Origin of the sequence: Streptomyces sp. NPDC048196 (assembly GCF_040652715.1) — a bacterium.
Classification (GTDB): Bacteria; Actinomycetota; Actinomycetes; order Streptomycetales; family Streptomycetaceae; genus Streptomyces; species Streptomyces siderophoricus.
In genome coordinates, this window is sequence record NZ_JBEZMM010000016.1 from 74,333 (window position 1) to 90,552 (window position 16,220).

At 71.0% G+C, this 16,220-nt stretch carries 13 protein-coding genes; 11 read left to right on the forward strand and 2 right to left on the reverse strand.

Annotated elements, in window-relative coordinates:
• The first annotated feature begins 69 nt into the window (after positions 1-69).
• From AB0E02_RS18330 to AB0E02_RS18355, 6 genes are all read left to right on the forward strand, one after another.
• Entirely contained in the window at positions 70-1,938 is a 1,869-nt protein-coding gene (locus AB0E02_RS18330) for an acetolactate synthase large subunit (protein WP_362140523.1), read from the forward strand.
• Between the two features lie 28 nt (positions 1,939-1,966).
• Complete coding sequence (ilvN, locus tag AB0E02_RS18335; RefSeq protein WP_006602925.1) at positions 1,967-2,491, forward strand: acetolactate synthase small subunit; 525 nt, start codon at positions 1,967-1,969, stop codon at positions 2,489-2,491.
• A gap of 111 nt (positions 2,492-2,602) precedes the next feature.
• Positions 2,603-3,601 carry a ketol-acid reductoisomerase gene (gene ilvC, locus AB0E02_RS18340; RefSeq protein WP_362140527.1) on the forward strand — a complete coding sequence of 333 codons (999 nt, stop codon included), beginning with the start codon at positions 2,603-2,605 and terminating at the stop codon, positions 3,599-3,601.
• A gap of 269 nt (positions 3,602-3,870) precedes the next feature.
• Positions 3,871-5,463, forward strand: coding sequence for a phosphoglycerate dehydrogenase (serA, locus tag AB0E02_RS18345; RefSeq protein ID WP_362140529.1), 1,593 nt, complete (start codon positions 3,871-3,873; stop codon positions 5,461-5,463).
• A 299-nt stretch (positions 5,464-5,762) separates the two neighbouring features.
• The gene (locus AB0E02_RS18350) at positions 5,763-6,413 is read left to right on the forward strand and encodes a PRC-barrel domain-containing protein (protein ID WP_362140533.1); all 651 of its coding nucleotides are present in this window, start codon (positions 5,763-5,765) and stop codon (positions 6,411-6,413) included.
• 252 nt (positions 6,414-6,665) lie between these two features.
• A complete protein-coding gene (locus AB0E02_RS18355; RefSeq protein ID WP_362140536.1) occupies positions 6,666-7,253 on the forward strand; it encodes a TetR/AcrR family transcriptional regulator in 588 nt (195 codons plus the stop codon).
• Between the two features lie 96 nt (positions 7,254-7,349).
• On the opposite strand, the gene AB0E02_RS18360 is transcribed toward AB0E02_RS18355, so the two are convergent.
• The gene (locus AB0E02_RS18360) at positions 7,350-8,624 is read right to left on the reverse strand and encodes a helix-turn-helix domain-containing protein (protein ID WP_362140539.1); all 1,275 of its coding nucleotides are present in this window, start codon (positions 8,622-8,624) and stop codon (positions 7,350-7,352) included.
• Between the two features lie 205 nt (positions 8,625-8,829).
• Here AB0E02_RS18360 and AB0E02_RS18365 point away from each other — a divergent pair, with 205 nt between their 5' ends.
• The 5 genes from AB0E02_RS18365 to AB0E02_RS18385 all read left to right on the forward strand — a co-directional run bounded on the left by AB0E02_RS18365 (position 8,830) and on the right by AB0E02_RS18385 (position 14,574).
• The gene (locus AB0E02_RS18365; RefSeq protein ID WP_030802314.1) at positions 8,830-9,756 is read left to right on the forward strand and encodes a proline dehydrogenase family protein; all 927 of its coding nucleotides are present in this window, start codon (positions 8,830-8,832) and stop codon (positions 9,754-9,756) included.
• Positions 9,757-9,828: 72 nt separating this feature from the next.
• Complete coding sequence (gene pruA / locus AB0E02_RS18370) at positions 9,829-11,460, forward strand: L-glutamate gamma-semialdehyde dehydrogenase (protein ID WP_362140542.1); 1,632 nt, start codon at positions 9,829-9,831, stop codon at positions 11,458-11,460.
• Positions 11,461-11,819: 359 nt separating this feature from the next.
• The gene (locus AB0E02_RS18375; protein ID WP_261955507.1) at positions 11,820-11,951 is read left to right on the forward strand and encodes a hypothetical protein; all 132 of its coding nucleotides are present in this window, start codon (positions 11,820-11,822) and stop codon (positions 11,949-11,951) included.
• 184 nt (positions 11,952-12,135) lie between these two features.
• Complete coding sequence (locus AB0E02_RS18380; RefSeq protein WP_362140545.1) at positions 12,136-13,176, forward strand: 3-isopropylmalate dehydrogenase; 1,041 nt, start codon at positions 12,136-12,138, stop codon at positions 13,174-13,176.
• Positions 13,177-13,485: 309 nt separating this feature from the next.
• Positions 13,486-14,574: a branched-chain amino acid aminotransferase gene (locus AB0E02_RS18385; RefSeq protein WP_362140548.1), complete on the forward strand. Its 1,089-nt coding sequence runs from the start codon at positions 13,486-13,488 to the stop codon at positions 14,572-14,574.
• A 100-nt stretch (positions 14,575-14,674) separates the two neighbouring features.
• On the opposite strand, the gene AB0E02_RS18390 is transcribed toward AB0E02_RS18385, so the two are convergent.
• Positions 14,675-16,129, reverse strand: coding sequence for a cytosine permease (locus AB0E02_RS18390; RefSeq protein WP_362140551.1), 1,455 nt, complete (start codon positions 16,127-16,129; stop codon positions 14,675-14,677).
• Positions 16,130-16,220: the final 91 nt, after the last annotated feature.

The following is a 16,220-nucleotide window of genomic DNA, read 5'->3' on the forward strand; positions in this document are numbered from 1 at the left end:
GAGGGGTTTTTTGTTGCACAGCAACCTCACAAATCCCGTCAAAACCCTCAGCTTCGAGAAGAGACGCAGATGACCGAGCAGGCCTCCGGGGCCCACCATCCGCAGCCGCGGGCCCGTAACGCCGGCGGACCGCAGCCGTCCGCCACCGTCGAGCACGTCACGGGCGCGCAGTCCCTCATCCGTGCGCTGGAGGAGGTCGGGGCCGACACCGTGTTCGGCATCCCCGGCGGTGCGATCCTGCCGGCGTACGACCCGATGATGGACTCCTCGAAGGTCCGGCACATCCTCGTCCGCCACGAGCAGGGCGCCGGGCACGCCGCCACGGGATACGCGCAGGCCACCGGCAAGGTCGGGGTCTGCATGGCCACCTCGGGCCCGGGTGCCACCAACCTCGTCACCCCCATCGCGGACGCCCACATGGACTCCGTTCCGCTGGTCGCGATCACCGGTCAGGTCGCGTCGAAGGCGATCGGCACGGACGCCTTCCAGGAGGCGGACATCTGCGGCATCACGATGCCGATCACCAAGCACAACTTCCTGGTCACCGACCCGGCCGAGATCCCCAAGACGATCGCCGAGGCGTTCCACATCGCGTCCACCGGCCGTCCCGGCCCGGTCCTGGTCGACATCGCCAAGGACGCCCTGCAGGCGCAGACCACGTTCAGCTGGCCGCCGCACACCGACCTGCCCGGCTACCGCCCGGTGACCAAGCCGCATGCCAAGCAGATCCGCGAGGCCGCCCGGCTGATCGCCGAGTCCAAGCGCCCGGTGCTCTACGTCGGCGGCGGCGTCCTCAAGGCCGGTGCCACCGCCGAGCTGAAGGTGCTCGCCGAGCTGACCGGCGCCCCGGTCACCACCACCCTGATGGCACTGGGCGCCTTCCCCGACAGCCACCCGCAGCACGTCGGCATGCCCGGCATGCACGGCTCGGTCACCGCGGTCACCGCCCTGCAGAAGGCCGACCTGCTGATCACCCTCGGCGCCCGCTTCGACGACCGGGTCACCGGAAAGCTGGACTCCTTCGCGCCGTACGCCAAGGTCGTGCACGCCGACATCGACCCGGCGGAGATCGGCAAGAACCGCGCCGCCGACGTGCCGATCGTCGGTGACGCCCGCGAGGTCATCGCCGACCTGATCGTCGCCGTCCAGGCCGAGCACGAGGCCGGCCACAAGGGTGACTACAGCGCCTGGTGGAAGGACCTCAACCGCTGGCGGGAGACCTACCCGCTGGGCTACGAGCAGCCGGACGACGGCAGCCTGTCCCCGCAGCAGGTCATCGAGCGGATCGGCCGGCTCGCCCCCGCCGACACCATCTACGCCGCCGGCGTCGGCCAGCACCAGATGTGGGCCGCCCACTTCATCAACTACGAGCAGCCCGCCACCTGGCTCAACTCCGGCGGCGCCGGGACCATGGGCTACGCCGTGCCCGCCGCGATGGGCGCCAAGGCCGGCCGGCCGGACCGCACGGTCTGGGCGATCGACGGCGACGGCTGCTTCCAGATGACCAACCAGGAACTGGTCACCTGCGCGCTGAACAACATCCCGATCAAGGTCGCCATCATCAACAACGGCGCGCTGGGCATGGTCCGCCAGTGGCAGACCCTCTTCTACAACCAGCGCTACTCCAACACCGTGCTGCACAGCGGCCCCGACGAGCTGACCAGCGGCTCCGGCAAGCCCTCGGCGGGCACCCGCATCCCGGACTTCGTCAAGCTCTCCGAGGCCATGGGCTGCGTGGCGCTGCGCTGCGAGGACCCGGCCGACCTCGACAAGGTCATCGAAGAGGCCAATGCCATCAACGACCGCCCGGTCGTGATCGACTTCATCGTCCACGAGGACGCCCAGGTGTGGCCGATGGTCGCCGCCGGCACCTCCAACGACGAGGTCATGGCCGCCCGCGGCGTGCGTCCCGACTTCGGCGACAACGAAGACGACTGAGACGACGAAGAGCGAAAGAGAGAAGACCATGTCCAAGCACACGCTCTCCGTCCTGGTGGAGAACACCCCCGGCATCCTCGCCCGGATCGCCGCGCTGTTCTCCCGCCGCGGCTTCAACATCGACTCGCTCGCCGTCGGGGTCACCGAGCACCCCGACATCTCCCGCATCACCATCGTGGTCAGCGTCGAGTCGCTGCCCCTGGAGCAGGTCACCAAGCAGCTCAACAAGCTCGTCAACGTCCTGAAGATCGTCGAGCTGGAGCCCGGCTCCGCGATCCAGCGCGAACTGGTCCTGGTGAAGGTCCGCGCGGACAACGAGACCCGCTCGCAGATCGTCGAGATCGTCCAGCTCTTCCGCGCCAAGACCGTCGACGTCTCGCCCGAGGCCGTCACCATCGAGGCCACCGGATCCAGTGAAAAGCTGGAGGCGATGCTGAAGATGCTGGAGCCGTTCGGCATCAAGGAACTGGTGCAGTCCGGCACGATCGCCATAGGCCGCGGCGCCCGCTCCATCACGGACCGCTCGCTGCGCGCGCTGGACCGTTCGGCCTGACCCGCCCGTCCGCCGCGGCCCGACCGGACCGTATGGCGAGACCCACCGACCTTCCTCACCCCGCCCGACGTACTGTGTGGGCACCCCGCTAGATCCAAGGAGAGACCCCAAGTGGCCGAGCTGTTCTACGACGACGACGCCGACCTGTCCATCATCCAGAACCGCAAGGTCGCGGTGATCGGCTACGGAAGCCAGGGCCACGCCCACGCGCTGTCCCTGCGCGACTCGGGCGTCGACGTGCGCGTCGGTCTGCACGAGGGCTCCAAGTCCAAGGCCAAGGCCGAGGAGCAGGGCCTGCGCGTGGTCACCCCGGCCGAGGCGGCGGCCGAGGCCGACGTCATCATGATCCTCATCCCGGACCCGATCCAGGCGAAGGTCTACGAGGAGTCCATCAAGGACAACCTCAACGACGGTGACGCGCTGTTCTTCGCCCACGGCTTCAACATCCGCTTCGGGTTCATCAAGGTCCCGGCCGGCGTGGACGTCGCCCTGGTCGCCCCCAAGGGCCCGGGTCACCTGGTGCGCCGCCAGTACGAGGAGGGCCGTGGAGTTCCCGCGATCGCGGCCGTCGAGCAGGACGCGTCGGGCAACGCGTTCGCGCTGGCGCTGTCGTACGCCAAGGCCATCGGCGGCACCCGCGCCGGCGTCATCAAGACCACCTTCACCGAGGAGACCGAGACCGACCTGTTCGGTGAGCAGGCGGTGCTCTGCGGTGGCGCCTCGGCGCTGGTCAAGGCCGGCTTCGAGACCCTGGTCGAGGCGGGCTACCAGCCGGAGATCGCGTACTTCGAGTGCCTGCACGAGCTGAAGCTCATCGTGGACCTCATGTACGAGGGCGGCCTGGAGAAGATGCGCTGGTCGGTCTCCGAGACCGCCGAGTGGGGCGACTACGTCACCGGCCCGCGGGTCGTCACCGACGCCACCAAGGCCGAGATGAAGAAGGTCCTCGCCGAGATCCAGGACGGCACCTTCGCCAACAACTGGATGGCGGAGTACCAGGCCGGTCTGCCGAAGTACAACGAGTACAAGAAGGCCGACGAGGACCACCTGCTGGAGACCACCGGTAAGAAGCTGCGGAAGCTGATGAGCTGGGTCGACGACCAGGCGTGAGCCCGGTGGACAGGGGGTCGCGAACACTCGCGGCCCCCTCGTCCGTAGGACCGGCCGCGCACCGCGCGGCGCCTTGTCCACCGCGTAGAACCACGCACGGGTGATCCTTCCGCAACGGCACAGGACGCGCCCCCCACCGCCACTACACTGCCCATCACAAGCGCGTTCAGGCTCACAACGTCGTGCGTCTTCCACGCGGCTTTCCCCCTTCACCGCCTTCGGCCGTCGGGACGGCCGTCCGCGAAGGACTAGTGAGGACTGAAGACCACGTGAGCTCGAAACCTGTCGTACTGATCGCCGAAGAGCTGTCGCCCGCCACCGTCGACGCCCTCGGCCCGGACTTCGAGATCCGGCACTGCAACGGCGCGGACCGTGCCGAGCTGCTCCCCGCCATCGTCGACGTCGACGCCGTCCTGGTGCGCAGCGCCACGAAGGTGGACGCCGAGGCGATCGCCGCCGCCAAGAAGCTGAAGGTCGTCGCCCGCGCCGGCGTGGGCCTGGACAACGTCGACGTCTCCGCCGCCACCAAGGCCGGCGTGATGGTCGTCAACGCCCCGACCTCCAACATCGTCACCGCCGCCGAGCTCGCCTGCGGTCTGCTGGTCGCCACCGCGCGGAACATCCCGCAGGCCAACACCGCGCTCAAGAACGGCGAGTGGAAGCGCAGCAAGTACACCGGCGTCGAGCTCAGCGAGAAGACCCTCGGCGTGGTCGGCCTCGGCCGGATCGGCGTCCTGGTCGCCCAGCGGATGTCGGCGTTCGGCATGAAGGTCGTCGCCTACGACCCGTACGTCCAGCCGGCCCGCGCCGCGCAGATGGGCGTCAAGCTGCTGACCCTGGACGAGCTGCTGGAGGTCTCCGACTTCATCACCGTCCACCTCCCCAAGACGCCGGAGACCATCGGTCTGATCGGCGACGAGGCGCTGCACAAGGTCAAGCCGTCGGTCCGGATCGTGAACGCCGCGCGCGGCGGGATCGTCGACGAGGCGGCGCTGGCCACCGCCCTCAAGGAGGGCCGGGTCGCCGGCGCGGGCCTGGACGTGTACGCCGTCGAGCCCTGCACCGACTCCCCGCTGTTCGAGTACGACCAGGTCGTGTGCACCCCGCACCTGGGCGCCTCGACGGGCGAGGCGCAGGAGAAGGCCGGTATCGCGGTCGCCAAGTCGGTGCGGCTGGCGCTGGCCGGCGAGCTCGTGCCGGACGCGGTCAACGTCCAGGGCGGTGTGATCGCCGAGGACGTCAAGCCCGGGCTGCCGCTGGCCGAGCGGCTCGGCCGGATCTTCACCGCGCTGGCCGGCGAGGTGGCGATGCGGCTCGACGTCGAGGTGTACGGCGAGATCACCCAGCACGACGTCAAGGTGCTCGAACTCTCCGCGCTCAAGGGCGTGTTCGAGGACGTGGTGGACGAGACGGTGAGCTACGTCAACGCCCCGCTGTTCGCGCAGGAGCGCGGCGTCGAGGTGCGGCTGACGACCAGCAGCGAGTCGCCCGAGCACCGGAACGTGGTCACCGTGCGCGGCACGCTCGCCGGCGGCGAGGAGGTGTCGATCTCCGGCACGCTCGCCGGCCACAAGAACGTGCAGAAGATCGTGGCGGTCGGTGAGCACTCGATCGACCTCACGCTCGCCGACCACATGGCGTTCATGCGCTACACCGACCGCCCCGGCGTCGTCGGCACGGTCGGCCGCATCCTGGGCGAGGCGGGCATCAACATCGGCGGCATGCAGGTCTCCCGAGCCGACGTTGGCGGTGAGGCGCTGGTCGTGCTGACCGTGGATGACACCATTCCGGCGAACGTGCTCAACGAGATCTCGGAGGAGATCGGCGCGACGTCCGTGCGCGCGGTGAACCTCGGTCACTGACCGGACGGTTTTCGCAGGTCAACGGGCCCGGCTCCCGCTTCGGCGGGGGCCGGGCCCGTTCGCGTGCCGGCACCGTACGGACGCCGTGCGGCCGCGGACCGTGCGGCTGACCGGGCCGAGCATTCCCCAGCATTCACCCGAATGGCGTAGCGAGGGTGGGCCCGCGGGAGCCGCGAGGGGGCTCCTGGGGCCCGCCCGGCCCGGCACCCCCCGAGCCTCCCGAGTCGCAACCCGGAAGCGGGCGTCGCGCAATGGGAACTGTGCGTGCCGCACCGGCGCGTGCGGAAGGAGCAGGACCCATGAACGCACCTCTGGGAGACACCCCGCAGACGCTGACCGGCCTGCACGTGGTCGACGCGAACGGCGCGAAGGTGGGCACGGTGCAGCAGGTCTACCGGGACGACGCCACCAACGAGCCCGAGTGGATCACCGTGCGCACCGGTCTGTTCGGCATGAAGGAGTCCTTCGTCCCGCTCGCCGGGGCCCGCCGGACCGGCGACGAACTGCACGTTCCGCACACCAAGGAGACGATCAAGAAGGCCCCGCGGATCGACGCCGACGCCCACCTCGACCCGTCCGAGGAGACCGAGCTGTACCGCTACTACGGGCTGATCCGGCCGGTCGGCGCGGAGCCCGCGGCCCGACCGGACACGGACGTCACGGGCAGCCAGGGCGCACCGGAGACCGCCCGCGGCGAGCCGGGTGGCCCGGATGCGGTGCGGCCCGCCGTGCCGCCCTCCGGGGCGGAGCCCGGCGGCCCGGCACGGACGCCCGCCGAGCGCAACAAACTCTTCGACCGGCCGATGGCCGGCGCCGGAGCCGGGGACCGCACCCGCGAAGCCCGTCCGGACGCCGACACCCGACGCGACACCGAGCAGACGCCCGAGGCCACGCCGCCTGAGGAGCGGAAGCGGAGGGGCACGGAGGGGCCGGGCACGGAGGGGCGCTGACCTGCGCTGACACGCGCCTGGGGGCCGGGGCCGGGGCCGGGGTCCGCCCGCCCCCATGGGCCTGCGCCCGGGGACCTGCACCCCGGACCCGGGGCCGGGGCCCGCGCCCGGGGGACCTGCGCACGGGGACCCGCCCCCGGGTGACCTGCGCGTCGCGTTGCACGTAGACGCCCGCGCATCGGGTGCTGCGCGTGAACGTACGTATAAGACACCTGTCTGGTACGGCTGTATGCCGGCGATTAGGCTGCCGTCATGGGACACCGTGAAGATCTTCTGGAAGGCGCCAAGCGCTGCCTGCTGGAGAAGGGGTACGCGCGCACCACCGCCCGCGACATCGTGGCCGCCTCCGGCGCCAACCTCGCCTCCATCGGCTACCACTACGGCTCCAAGGACGCCCTGATGCGCCAGGCGGTGATCGCGTCCAGCGAGGAGTGGGGCATGAGCATGGCCGAGGCGCCGTCCGCCGCGGAGGGCGCCCCGACCTCCGCGGATCCGCTGGAGCGGTTCGCCGAGACCTGGGACCGGGTGCTCCAACACATCGCCACGGAACCGGAGTTCATCGCCGCCCAGGTCGAGGTGCTGGGGCTGCTCCCGCGCGACGAGGGCCTGCGAGAGGCGATCGGGGCCGTACTGCCGGAGGGCGGCGAGGGCCTGGTCGCGCTCTTCGAGGGCGTCCCCGACACGGAGGTCGACGCGGAGACGGCCCGCATCGTCGGCTCCTTCTACCAGGCGCTCCTCACGGGCCTGATGGTCCAGTCCCTGGTCACGCCCGACACGCTTCCCACGGGACACGACTTGGCAGCGGCGCTGCGGCGGGTCACGACGGGCAAGGTTCTCTGACCCCACGTAGCCGTCTCTCCCGCAACGGCGAGACGCCCCGCGGCGGGACAGCCAGGTACGTATGCGGCGCCGCAAAGCGCAGCGGAACGTGTGGGGCTACAAACGCGCCGCCTTGAGGGCCATATGGAGAAGCAACCGATGCTCGCCGTCATCCAGGTCGAGACCCGTCAGCTTTTCGACGCGGCCGAGGCGGTAGTAGAGGGTCTGGCGGTGGATGCCCAGGACCTGGGCCGTCCGGCTTGCCTGGCCCGCGCAGTCGAGGAACACCTCGGTGGTGCGGGCGAGTTCGGCGTGGGCGGGGGTGAGCAGGGGGCCGATCGCGGGGTCGGGGTCGGTGACCGGCAGGGCGGTCAGCATGCGGTACGAACCGATGGTGTCCCACGGGGCGACCGGGCCCAGCCGGGGTTCCGCGCGGGCCGCGCGGGCCGCGGCGAGGGCCTCCTGCCACGAGGTGGGGAGTTCGGCCGGCTCCCGGGTGGCGGTGCCGATGCCGGCCGCGCCCGGGCGGGGCGGGGCGGAGCGATCGGCGGAACGGGACCGCCCGGGGCCGGCCGGAGCCGCGGCGGCCGGGGCGCTCCCCGCCCGTGGGGAGCGCAGCAGGTGTTCCGCCACCGTACGGGCGGGGGCCGATCCGCCCGTCGCCCGCAGCCGGACCAGCGCGGCCAGCGTGGGCGGGCCCGGGGCGCCCGCCGGACCGCCGGGGGAGCGCAGTGCGCACGCCGCGAGCAGACCGGGCAGGCTCGGCAGCGGGGCCGCGTCGGTGTCCGAGGTGTCCCAGGGCGTCACCGCGACCAGGGTGAGCGGCAGGCCGGGGGTGAAGCGCAGGGTGTCGCGGAGCGCGTCGCGCAGCGCGGTCGCCGCGGCCGGCCGGCCGGTGGCCGGGCCGGTCAGCAACTCCCGTAGCAGATCGCCGAGTTCGGACCCGGCGCGGGCCTCCTCGGCCAGCAGTGCGCCGATCCGGGCGGCGGTCTCCATCGCCTGGGCGATCCGCGGGTCGGGCGGGGTGCCGTGGCCGCCCAGGGCCAGGTCGGTGAGGTGCCCGTCGTCGAGCAGCCAGACGTAGCCGTGCACCACGCCCCGGTGGCGTACGGGGAGGCAGATCCGGCCGCGGAAGACGCCGGCGGCCGGGTCCGGCGGGATCCGCAGCGGCGTCGTGGCCCGGGCGATGCCGAACGCCTCGAACCAGGCCCGGACCGCGGCCGAGGAGCGGCGCTGCAGGATCGACCGGGTCCGCACCGGGTCCATGACCTCGTCGTCCTCGCCCTCGTGCGCGCCGAAGGCGATCAGCCCGAAGTCCCGGTCCTCCAGCGTCGCCGGTGCGCCGAGTGCCGCCGAGATCTCGTCCACGAGCTGCTGGTAGTCGCCCCGCATCCGCCGTTCGGCTCCTCTCCTGTCGCAGTGGTCGTCCCTGTTCCCATTCTCATACATCTGTCTGAGATCCCGGCCACGAAGGCGTGACAGCTGTCGATGGCCGCGAAGTGGCGGGATCCTTAAGTTTCAGGTGGCTCAATCTTGCCGACGCGTCAGCCCTGCACGGCGCGCCCGGTACTTGTCACCCTGAATGTGGAGGTGCCCCATGCTGGGTCCCGTGCTCCTCGCCGCAGCGCGCAGCGACAGCATCCGGCGCGTCGTCGCGGCCGCTCCGGTCACCCGCCCCGTGGTGGAACGGTTCGTCGCCGGCGAGCGTCTGGACGAGGCCATGGCCGCGGTGCGGAATCTGGCCGCGCGCGGACTGGAGGTCACGCTCGACCACCTCGGCGAGGACATCACGGACCCGGCGGAGGCGCTGCGCAACCGCGACGCCTACCTCCGGCTGGCCGAGGCCCTCAAGGAGCACGGGCTCGGCGTGAAGGCCGAGATGTCGGTGAAGCTGTCCGCTTTCGGCCAGGCGCTGCCGGGCGGCCACGAGCTGGCCCTGCAGAACGTCACTCCGGTGGTCGAGGCGGCCGCCGAGGCCGGGACGACCGTCACCCTCGACATGGAGGACCACACCACGGTCGACTCGACCCTGGCGATCCTCGCCGAGCTGCGTGCGCGGTTCCCCCAGACGGGCGCGGTGCTGCAGTCCTACCTCTTCCGCACCGAGGACGACTGCCGGGCGCTCGCCGGGGAAGGCTCCCGGGTGCGACTGGTCAAGGGCGCGTACAAGGAGCCCGCGACCGTCGCCTTCCAGGACAAGCGGGAGGTCGACCGGGCCTATGTGCGCTGCTTGAAGATCCTCATGGCCGGCCGGGGCTACCCCATGATCGGGTCGCACGACCCGCGGATGGTGGCCATCGCCCAGGAGCTGGCGCACCGCAACGGCCGTAAGCCGGCGGACTACGAATTCCAGATGCTGTACGGCATCCGCGAGGCGGAGCAGCGGCGCCTGGTCGCCGAGGGGAACCGTATGCGGGTGTACATCCCGTACGGCACCGATTGGTACGGATACTTCATGCGCCGGCTCGCCGAGCGCCCCGCGAACCTGGCGTTCTTCCTGCGGTCGCTCGCGACCCGGGGATGACGGCGACCCGGGGCTGACCCCCCGGCCCCTTTACGTACGTACGAACCGACCACCGAAGGAGAAACGGCCGCCATGGACGCTGTGACCCAGGTCCCCGTGCCGGTGAACGAGCCGGTCCACACCTACGCCCCCGGCAGCGCCGAGCGTTCCCGTCTGGAGGCCAAGCTCAAGGAGCTGGCCGGCAACCCGCGGGAGCTGCCGATGACCATCGGCGGCGAGCGCCGGATGGGCGGCGGCGAGCGCTTCGACGTCGTCCAGCCGCACAACCACGGAGCCCGGCTCGGCACGTACGGCAACGCCACGGTCAAGGACGCCCAGGACGCGGTGGACGCCGCGCTGGCCGCCGCCCCCGCCTGGCGCGCGATGTCCTTCGACGACCGTGCCGCGATCATCCTCAGGGCCGCCGAGCTGCTCTCCGGCCCCTGGCGCGAGACGCTGGCCGCAGCCACCATGCTGGGCCAGTCCAAGACCGCCCAGCAGGCCGAGATCGACACCCCCTGCGAGCTGATCGACTTCTGGCGCTTCAACGTGCACTTCGCGCGCCAGATCCTCGCCGAGCAGCCCCCGGCGAACTCCCCGGGCGTCTGGAACCGCTCGGACCACCGGCCTCTCGAGGGCTTCGTCTACGCGATCACGCCGTTCAACTTCACCGCGATCGCCGGCAACCTCCCGACCGCCCCCGCCCTCATGGGCAACGTGGTCGTCTGGAAGCCCTCGCCGACCCAGACCTTCGCGGCCGTGCTGCTGATGGAGCTGCTGGAGGAGGCCGGGCTGCCCAAGGGCGTGATCAACCTGGTCACCGGTGACGGCAAGGACGTCTCCGAGGTCGCGCTGGCCCACCCGGACCTCGCGGGCATCCACTTCACCGGGTCGACCAAGACCTTCCAGTACCTGTGGAAGACGGTCGGCGCGAACATCGAGAACTACAAGACCTACCCGCGGCTGGTCGGCGAGACCGGCGGCAAGGACTTCATCGTCGCCCACCCCTCGGCCGACCGCGCCGTGCTGAAGACCGCCATGACCCGTGGCGCCTTCGAGTTCCAGGGCCAGAAGTGTTCCGCGGCCTCCCGCGCGTACGTCCCGGCCTCCCTCTGGAACGCCGGCTTCAAGGAGGAGTTCGCCGCCGAGGTCGAGTCGCTCGCCATGGGTGACGTCACCGACCTGTCGAACTTCATCGGTGCCGTCATCGACGAGCGGTCCTTCGCCAAGAACAAGGCGGCGATCGACCGTGCCAAGGCCGACCCCACCATCGAGGTCGTGGCCGGCGGCACGTACGACGACAGTGAGGGCTACTTCGTCCGTCCGACGGTCCTGGTCTCCACCGACGCGGACAACGAGATCTTCAGGGACGAGTACTTCGGCCCGATCCTCGGCGTCTTCGTCTACGACGACGCGGACTACGACGAGATGCTCACCCAGATGGAGTCCGCCTCGGCGTACGGCCTGACCGGCTGCGTCATCGCCCAGGACCGCGCCGCGGCCGCCGCCACCTGCGAGAAGCTCCGCTTCGCCGCGGGCAACTTCTACATCAACGACAAGCCCACCGGCGCCGTCGTCGGCCAGCAGCCCTTCGGCGGCGGCCGCGCCTCCGGCACCAACGACAAGGCCGGCGCCAAGCAGAACCTGATGCGCTGGACCTCCACCCGCTCCATCAAGGAAACCCTGGTCCCCCCGACGGACTACCGCTACCCGCACATGGGCTGACCGCCCCGGGACACGACGGCGGCCCGGCACCCCTCACAAGGGGGTGCCGGGCCGTCGTCGTCGGCTCGTACACGCCGTACGGCACGCGTTGCGCAACGGCGTGGAGGGCCTCGTCGGAGACGGGTAACAGGGAATCCGTCTCAGATAGTAGGAAGCCCAAGTAATTGTGCAGACATCACGGCCCGGCTGTCCTAGCTTTGTAGGAGCCGAACGTAACGCTCCATCGAGCGACTGCGGATGTGGCCCGGTGCGTATGCGCAGGTGACCCCTGTTGCGCCGGAGCCCCCGCCCTTTCCGGCCCGCTTCTGGATCGACGTATCCCATCCGTTCTCGGGGCTTTGGCATTGGAGACGTGAATCATGGCCGAGACCGCTGTCCGCAGGACCCGCCACTCCGCGCGTACGACCAACGACGCCGACCGCAGGAACGCCGCGGCCGCCCTCCAGCGCGCCCTCGACCGCCGGGACAACGGCGGCTCCACCGGGCACTGAGATGTTCCGCGCACATGGTGGGGCCCGGGCGTCGGTACCGTGCCGCTGCTGGTGGCGGATCCGGTGCTCCGCCGCCCGGCTGATCTGTCACTGAGGCGTCGGGCCGCCCGTGGACGTGGTCCTGGGCGTGTCCGCATGGCGGACGTTACGTGTCAATGAATGGGACGAAGAGTAGGGTCCAACCATGTCTCGCAGCATTCGCCTCGCAGTGATCCCCGGTGACGGTATCGGCCAGGAAGTCGTGGCCCAGGGCCTCAAGGTCCTGACCGCCGTCCTGCCGCAGGACGTCAAGCTGGAAACCAAGGAGTACGACCTCGGGGCCCGGCGCTGGCACGCCACCGGCGAGACCCTGCCGGACGCGGAGCTGGAGGCGCTCAAGCAGCACGACGCGATCCTGCTCGGCGCGATCGGCGACCCGTCCGTGCCCTCCGGCGTGCTGGAGCGCGGCCTGCTGCTCAAACTCCGCTTCGCCTTCGACCACTTCGTCAACCTGCGCCCGTCGAAGCTCTTCCCGAACACGGCCACGCCGCTGGCCGGCCGTCCGGACATCGACTTCGTCGTCGTCCGCGAGGGCACCGAGGGCCCGTACACCGGCAACGGCGGCAGCCTGCGCACCGGCACCCCCGCCGAGGTCGCCACCGAGGTCAGCGTGAATACCGCCTACGGTGTCGAGCGCGTGGTCCGGGACGCGTACGAGCGGGCCAACGCCCGTCCCCGCAAGAAGCTGACGCTGGTCCACAAGAACAACGTGCTGGTCTACGCCGGCCACATGTGGAAGAACATCTTCGACAAGGTCGGCCGGGAGTACCCCGAGGTCACCACCGACTACCTGCACGTCGACGCGGCGACGATCTTCTTCGTCACCCAGCCCGAGCGGTTCGACGTGATCGTCACCGACAACCTCTTCGGCGACATCCTCACCGACCTCGCCGCGGCCGTGACCGGCGGCATCGGCCTGGCCGCCTCCGGCAACATCAACCCGACCGGTGAGTTCCCCTCGATGTTCGAGCCGGTGCACGGCTCCGCGCCGGACATCGCCGGCACCGGCAAGGCCGACCCGACCGCCACGATCCTCTCCGTCGCACTGCTGCTGCGTCACCTCGGTCACGAGGCCGAGGCCGCCCGCATCGAGACGGCCGTCGCGACCGACCTGGAGGCCCGGGACGGCACCGCCCGCAGCACGGACGAGATCGGCGACGCGCTCGCCGCACGAGTAGCGGGCTGAGGCCCGCAGCGCACGCAGAAACGCACCGACAGCGCCGGGCCCCCAACGGGGTTCCGGCGCTGTCCGCATTCCCGGCCGCAGGCCGCCCGCCGGTCGACCCTGTGCTAACGCCGGGCGGGATGCGACCATCGGACCCGGAGACCGCATACGCGCGTACGGCGGCGGACACCCCCGAGCGATAATCGGAAGAGGGGCCGCCGTCCGCGGGGAAACTCGGACGTCCCAGTAACGACCGGTACGCCAAGATCCCGTCGTACGCGGCAACCGCCAACCGCCCGGCGCGGACCACGCAGTGAAGGACATGCATACATGACGACGCCCACGATCGAGCTCAAGCCCTCCTCGCACCCGCTGTCCGACGCGGAGCGGGAGCAGATCCTGGCCGCCCCGGGCTTCGGCCGCCACTTCACCGACCACATGGTGACGATCAGGTGGACCGAGGGCCGCGGCTGGCACGACGGCCAGCTCGTGCCGTACGGGCCGCTCTCCCTCGACCCGGCGACCAACGTCCTGCACTACGCGCAGGAGATCTTCGAGGGGCTCAAGGCGTACCGTCAGCCCGACGGCTCCGTCGCGACCTTCCGCCCGGACGCCAACGCCCGCCGCTTCCAGGCGTCGGCGCGCCGGCTGGCCATGCCGGAGCTGCCGGTCGAGACCTTCATCGAGGCCTGTGACCTGCTCGTCCAGCAGGACAAGGACTGGGTGCCGGCGCACGGCGGCGAGGAGTCGCTCTACCTGCGCCCGTTCATGATCGCGACCGAGGTCGGGCTGGGCGTGAAGCCGGCCAACGAGTACCTCTTCGTCGTCATCGCCTCGCCGGCCGGCGCCTACTTCCCCGGTGGCGTCAAGCCGGTCTCCATCTGGCTCTCCGAGGACCGGGTGCGCGCGGTGCCCGGCGGTATGGGCGACGCCAAGACCGGCGGCAACTACGCCGCTTCGCTGCTGGCCCAGGCCGAGGCCGCGGTGCACGGCTGCGACCAGGTCGCCTACCTCGACGCCGTGGAGCACAAGTGGGTCGAGGAACTCGGCGGGATGAACCTGTACTTCGTCTACGGGGACAAGATCGTCACCCCCACGCTCACCGGTTCGCTGCTCGCCGGCATCACCCGTGACTCGCTGCTGGCCGTCGCCCGCGACCTGGGCTTCGAGGCGGAGGAGGCCCGGGTCTCCATCGACCAGTGGCAGGCCGACACCGCGAACGGCACCCTCACCGAGGTCTTCGCCTGCGGTACCGCCGCGGTGATCACCCCGGTCGGCACGGTCAAGCGGAACGGCGCCGAGTGGACCCAGTCCGACGGCGAGCCCGGCAAGGTCACGCTGAAGCTGCGCGAGGCGCTGCTGGACATCCAGCGCGGTGTCGCCGAGGACACCCACGGCTGGATGCACCGCCTGGGCTGAGCCCGCCGGCGGGACCGGCGACGGCCGGCGCCCGCCCGGACACCACCGAGGCCGCCCCCGACGAAACCGTCGGGGGCGGCCTCGGCCGTACCGGGCGGGGTCAGCCGATCTCCGCCGGGGCCTCCGGTGCGGCGGCCGGCGAGGGAGTGGCGACGCTGCGCAGCGCGGGGACCGGCCGCGGCCGGCGGGCGGTGAGCAGCAGGTAGGCGAGCCCGGCGACGGCCGCGGCCAGCAGGAAGCTGAGGTCGATCCCGCCGGTGTGGGGCAGCAGCGGGCCCTGGTAGAACGGCGTGTCCACGCCCAGCAGGCCGACGGCCGAGCCGAGCGCCCAGGCGGCGGTGGCCTGGACGTTCCAGCCGGCCTTGTACCAGTACACGCCGCCGCGGGTGCCGCGGTTGTAGACCTGCAGCGAGTCGGCGTCGTAATTGCCGCGGCAGCGCGCGAAGCCCATGACCGTGATGACCGCCCAGGGGGTGCCGATCGCGGTCATCAGCAGCACGAAGGACGTCATGGCGTCCTGTGCCGCCCACAGGAAGTGGCCGGCGTAGACCAGCGCGGTCGAGACGCCCGCGACCACGTACGTGGCCTGGGTGCGGGTCGCCCGCGGCAGGATCGCGTCGAGGTCGAGACCCATGCTGTAGAGCATCAGACCGGAGTTGCCCACCGAGCCGGCGGACGCGTTGAGCAGCAGGAAGACCAGGTACCAGACCGGGGCGCCGGCCACCAGCGGGCCCGCGTAGTCGTCGCCGGCGCCGACCGCCAGCGCACTGAAGGTACCGAAGAGCTGCGGCACCAGCAGACCGGTCACCAGGCCGAGGTAGGTGGCGGTGAAGACCTTCTTCGAGGAGTGGCGGCGCGGCGAGATGTAGCGGCTGTAGTCGCCGAGCAGGGTGATGAAGGCGATCGGGCCGCTCAGACCGGCGGAGACCGCGGAGAGCAGCCAGGTCTGCCAGTAGCCGCCGAGCGCGTACGGGACGCCGTGCACCGGGCCGGTGGTGAAGTGGTGCGCGTAGGCGAGGACGCCGACCACGAGCAGGATCGTCAGGCCGATGGAGAGCACCTTGCTCATCCGCAGCAGGACCTTGTAGCCGTAGACCGCGCCGACGGCGGTACAGCCCGCCAGGACGGCGTAGACGACGGCGTAGGACGCGCCGTCGGCCGGCAGGCCCAGCAGGCGGTGCAGACAGCCGACCATCGCGTCGCCGCCCACCCACAGGGTGAGTGCGGTGTAGCCGAGCGAGAGCAGCAGGCCGATGACCGAGCCGATCAGCCGGCCGCGCACGCCGAAGTGGGCGCCGCTGCTGGTGGAGAGGTTGGTCGCACTGCGCAGCGAGACCAGGGCGAGCGGCGCGGTCAGCACGGCGCCGACCAGGGTGCCGGCGGCCAGCGAGCTGACCGAGCCCCAGAAGCCGAGGCCGAACGAGACCGGGAGCCAGCCGAAGATCACCACGCCGAGGGCGAGGTTCGATCCGAGCAGGATCGAGATGAGGTCCCGGGGACCGCTGGTGCGCTCCTCGTCCGGGATGGTGTCGACTCCGCGTTGTTCGATCGGCATGGGGGCTCCCCTGAGAGGCCGGACAGCAGTGTGCGAGCAGTGCTCCGCGTGCAGTGCTCCGTGGTGTGGACAGTGCTCGTGAGCGAGCAGT

Coding starts and splice junctions, on each gene's coding strand:
- AB0E02_RS18330 (WP_362140523.1), top strand. CDS start 70: ATGACCGAGCAGGCCTCCGGGGCCCACCATCCGCAGCCGCGGGCCCGT.
- ilvN (WP_006602925.1), top strand. CDS start 1,967: ATGTCCAAGCACACGCTCTCCGTCCTGGTGGAGAACACCCCCGGCATC.
- AB0E02_RS18350 (WP_362140533.1), top strand. CDS start 5,763: ATGAACGCACCTCTGGGAGACACCCCGCAGACGCTGACCGGCCTGCAC.
- AB0E02_RS18355 (WP_362140536.1), top strand. CDS start 6,666: ATGGGACACCGTGAAGATCTTCTGGAAGGCGCCAAGCGCTGCCTGCTG.
- AB0E02_RS18360 (WP_362140539.1), bottom strand. CDS start 8,624: ATGCGGGGCGACTACCAGCAGCTCGTGGACGAGATCTCGGCGGCACTC.
- AB0E02_RS18365 (WP_030802314.1), top strand. CDS start 8,830: ATGCTGGGTCCCGTGCTCCTCGCCGCAGCGCGCAGCGACAGCATCCGG.
- pruA (WP_362140542.1), top strand. CDS start 9,829: ATGGACGCTGTGACCCAGGTCCCCGTGCCGGTGAACGAGCCGGTCCAC.
- AB0E02_RS18375 (WP_261955507.1), top strand. CDS start 11,820: ATGGCCGAGACCGCTGTCCGCAGGACCCGCCACTCCGCGCGTACGACC.
- AB0E02_RS18380 (WP_362140545.1), top strand. CDS start 12,136: ATGTCTCGCAGCATTCGCCTCGCAGTGATCCCCGGTGACGGTATCGGC.
- AB0E02_RS18385 (WP_362140548.1), top strand. CDS start 13,486: ATGACGACGCCCACGATCGAGCTCAAGCCCTCCTCGCACCCGCTGTCC.
- AB0E02_RS18390 (WP_362140551.1), bottom strand. CDS start 16,129: ATGCCGATCGAACAACGCGGAGTCGACACCATCCCGGACGAGGAGCGC.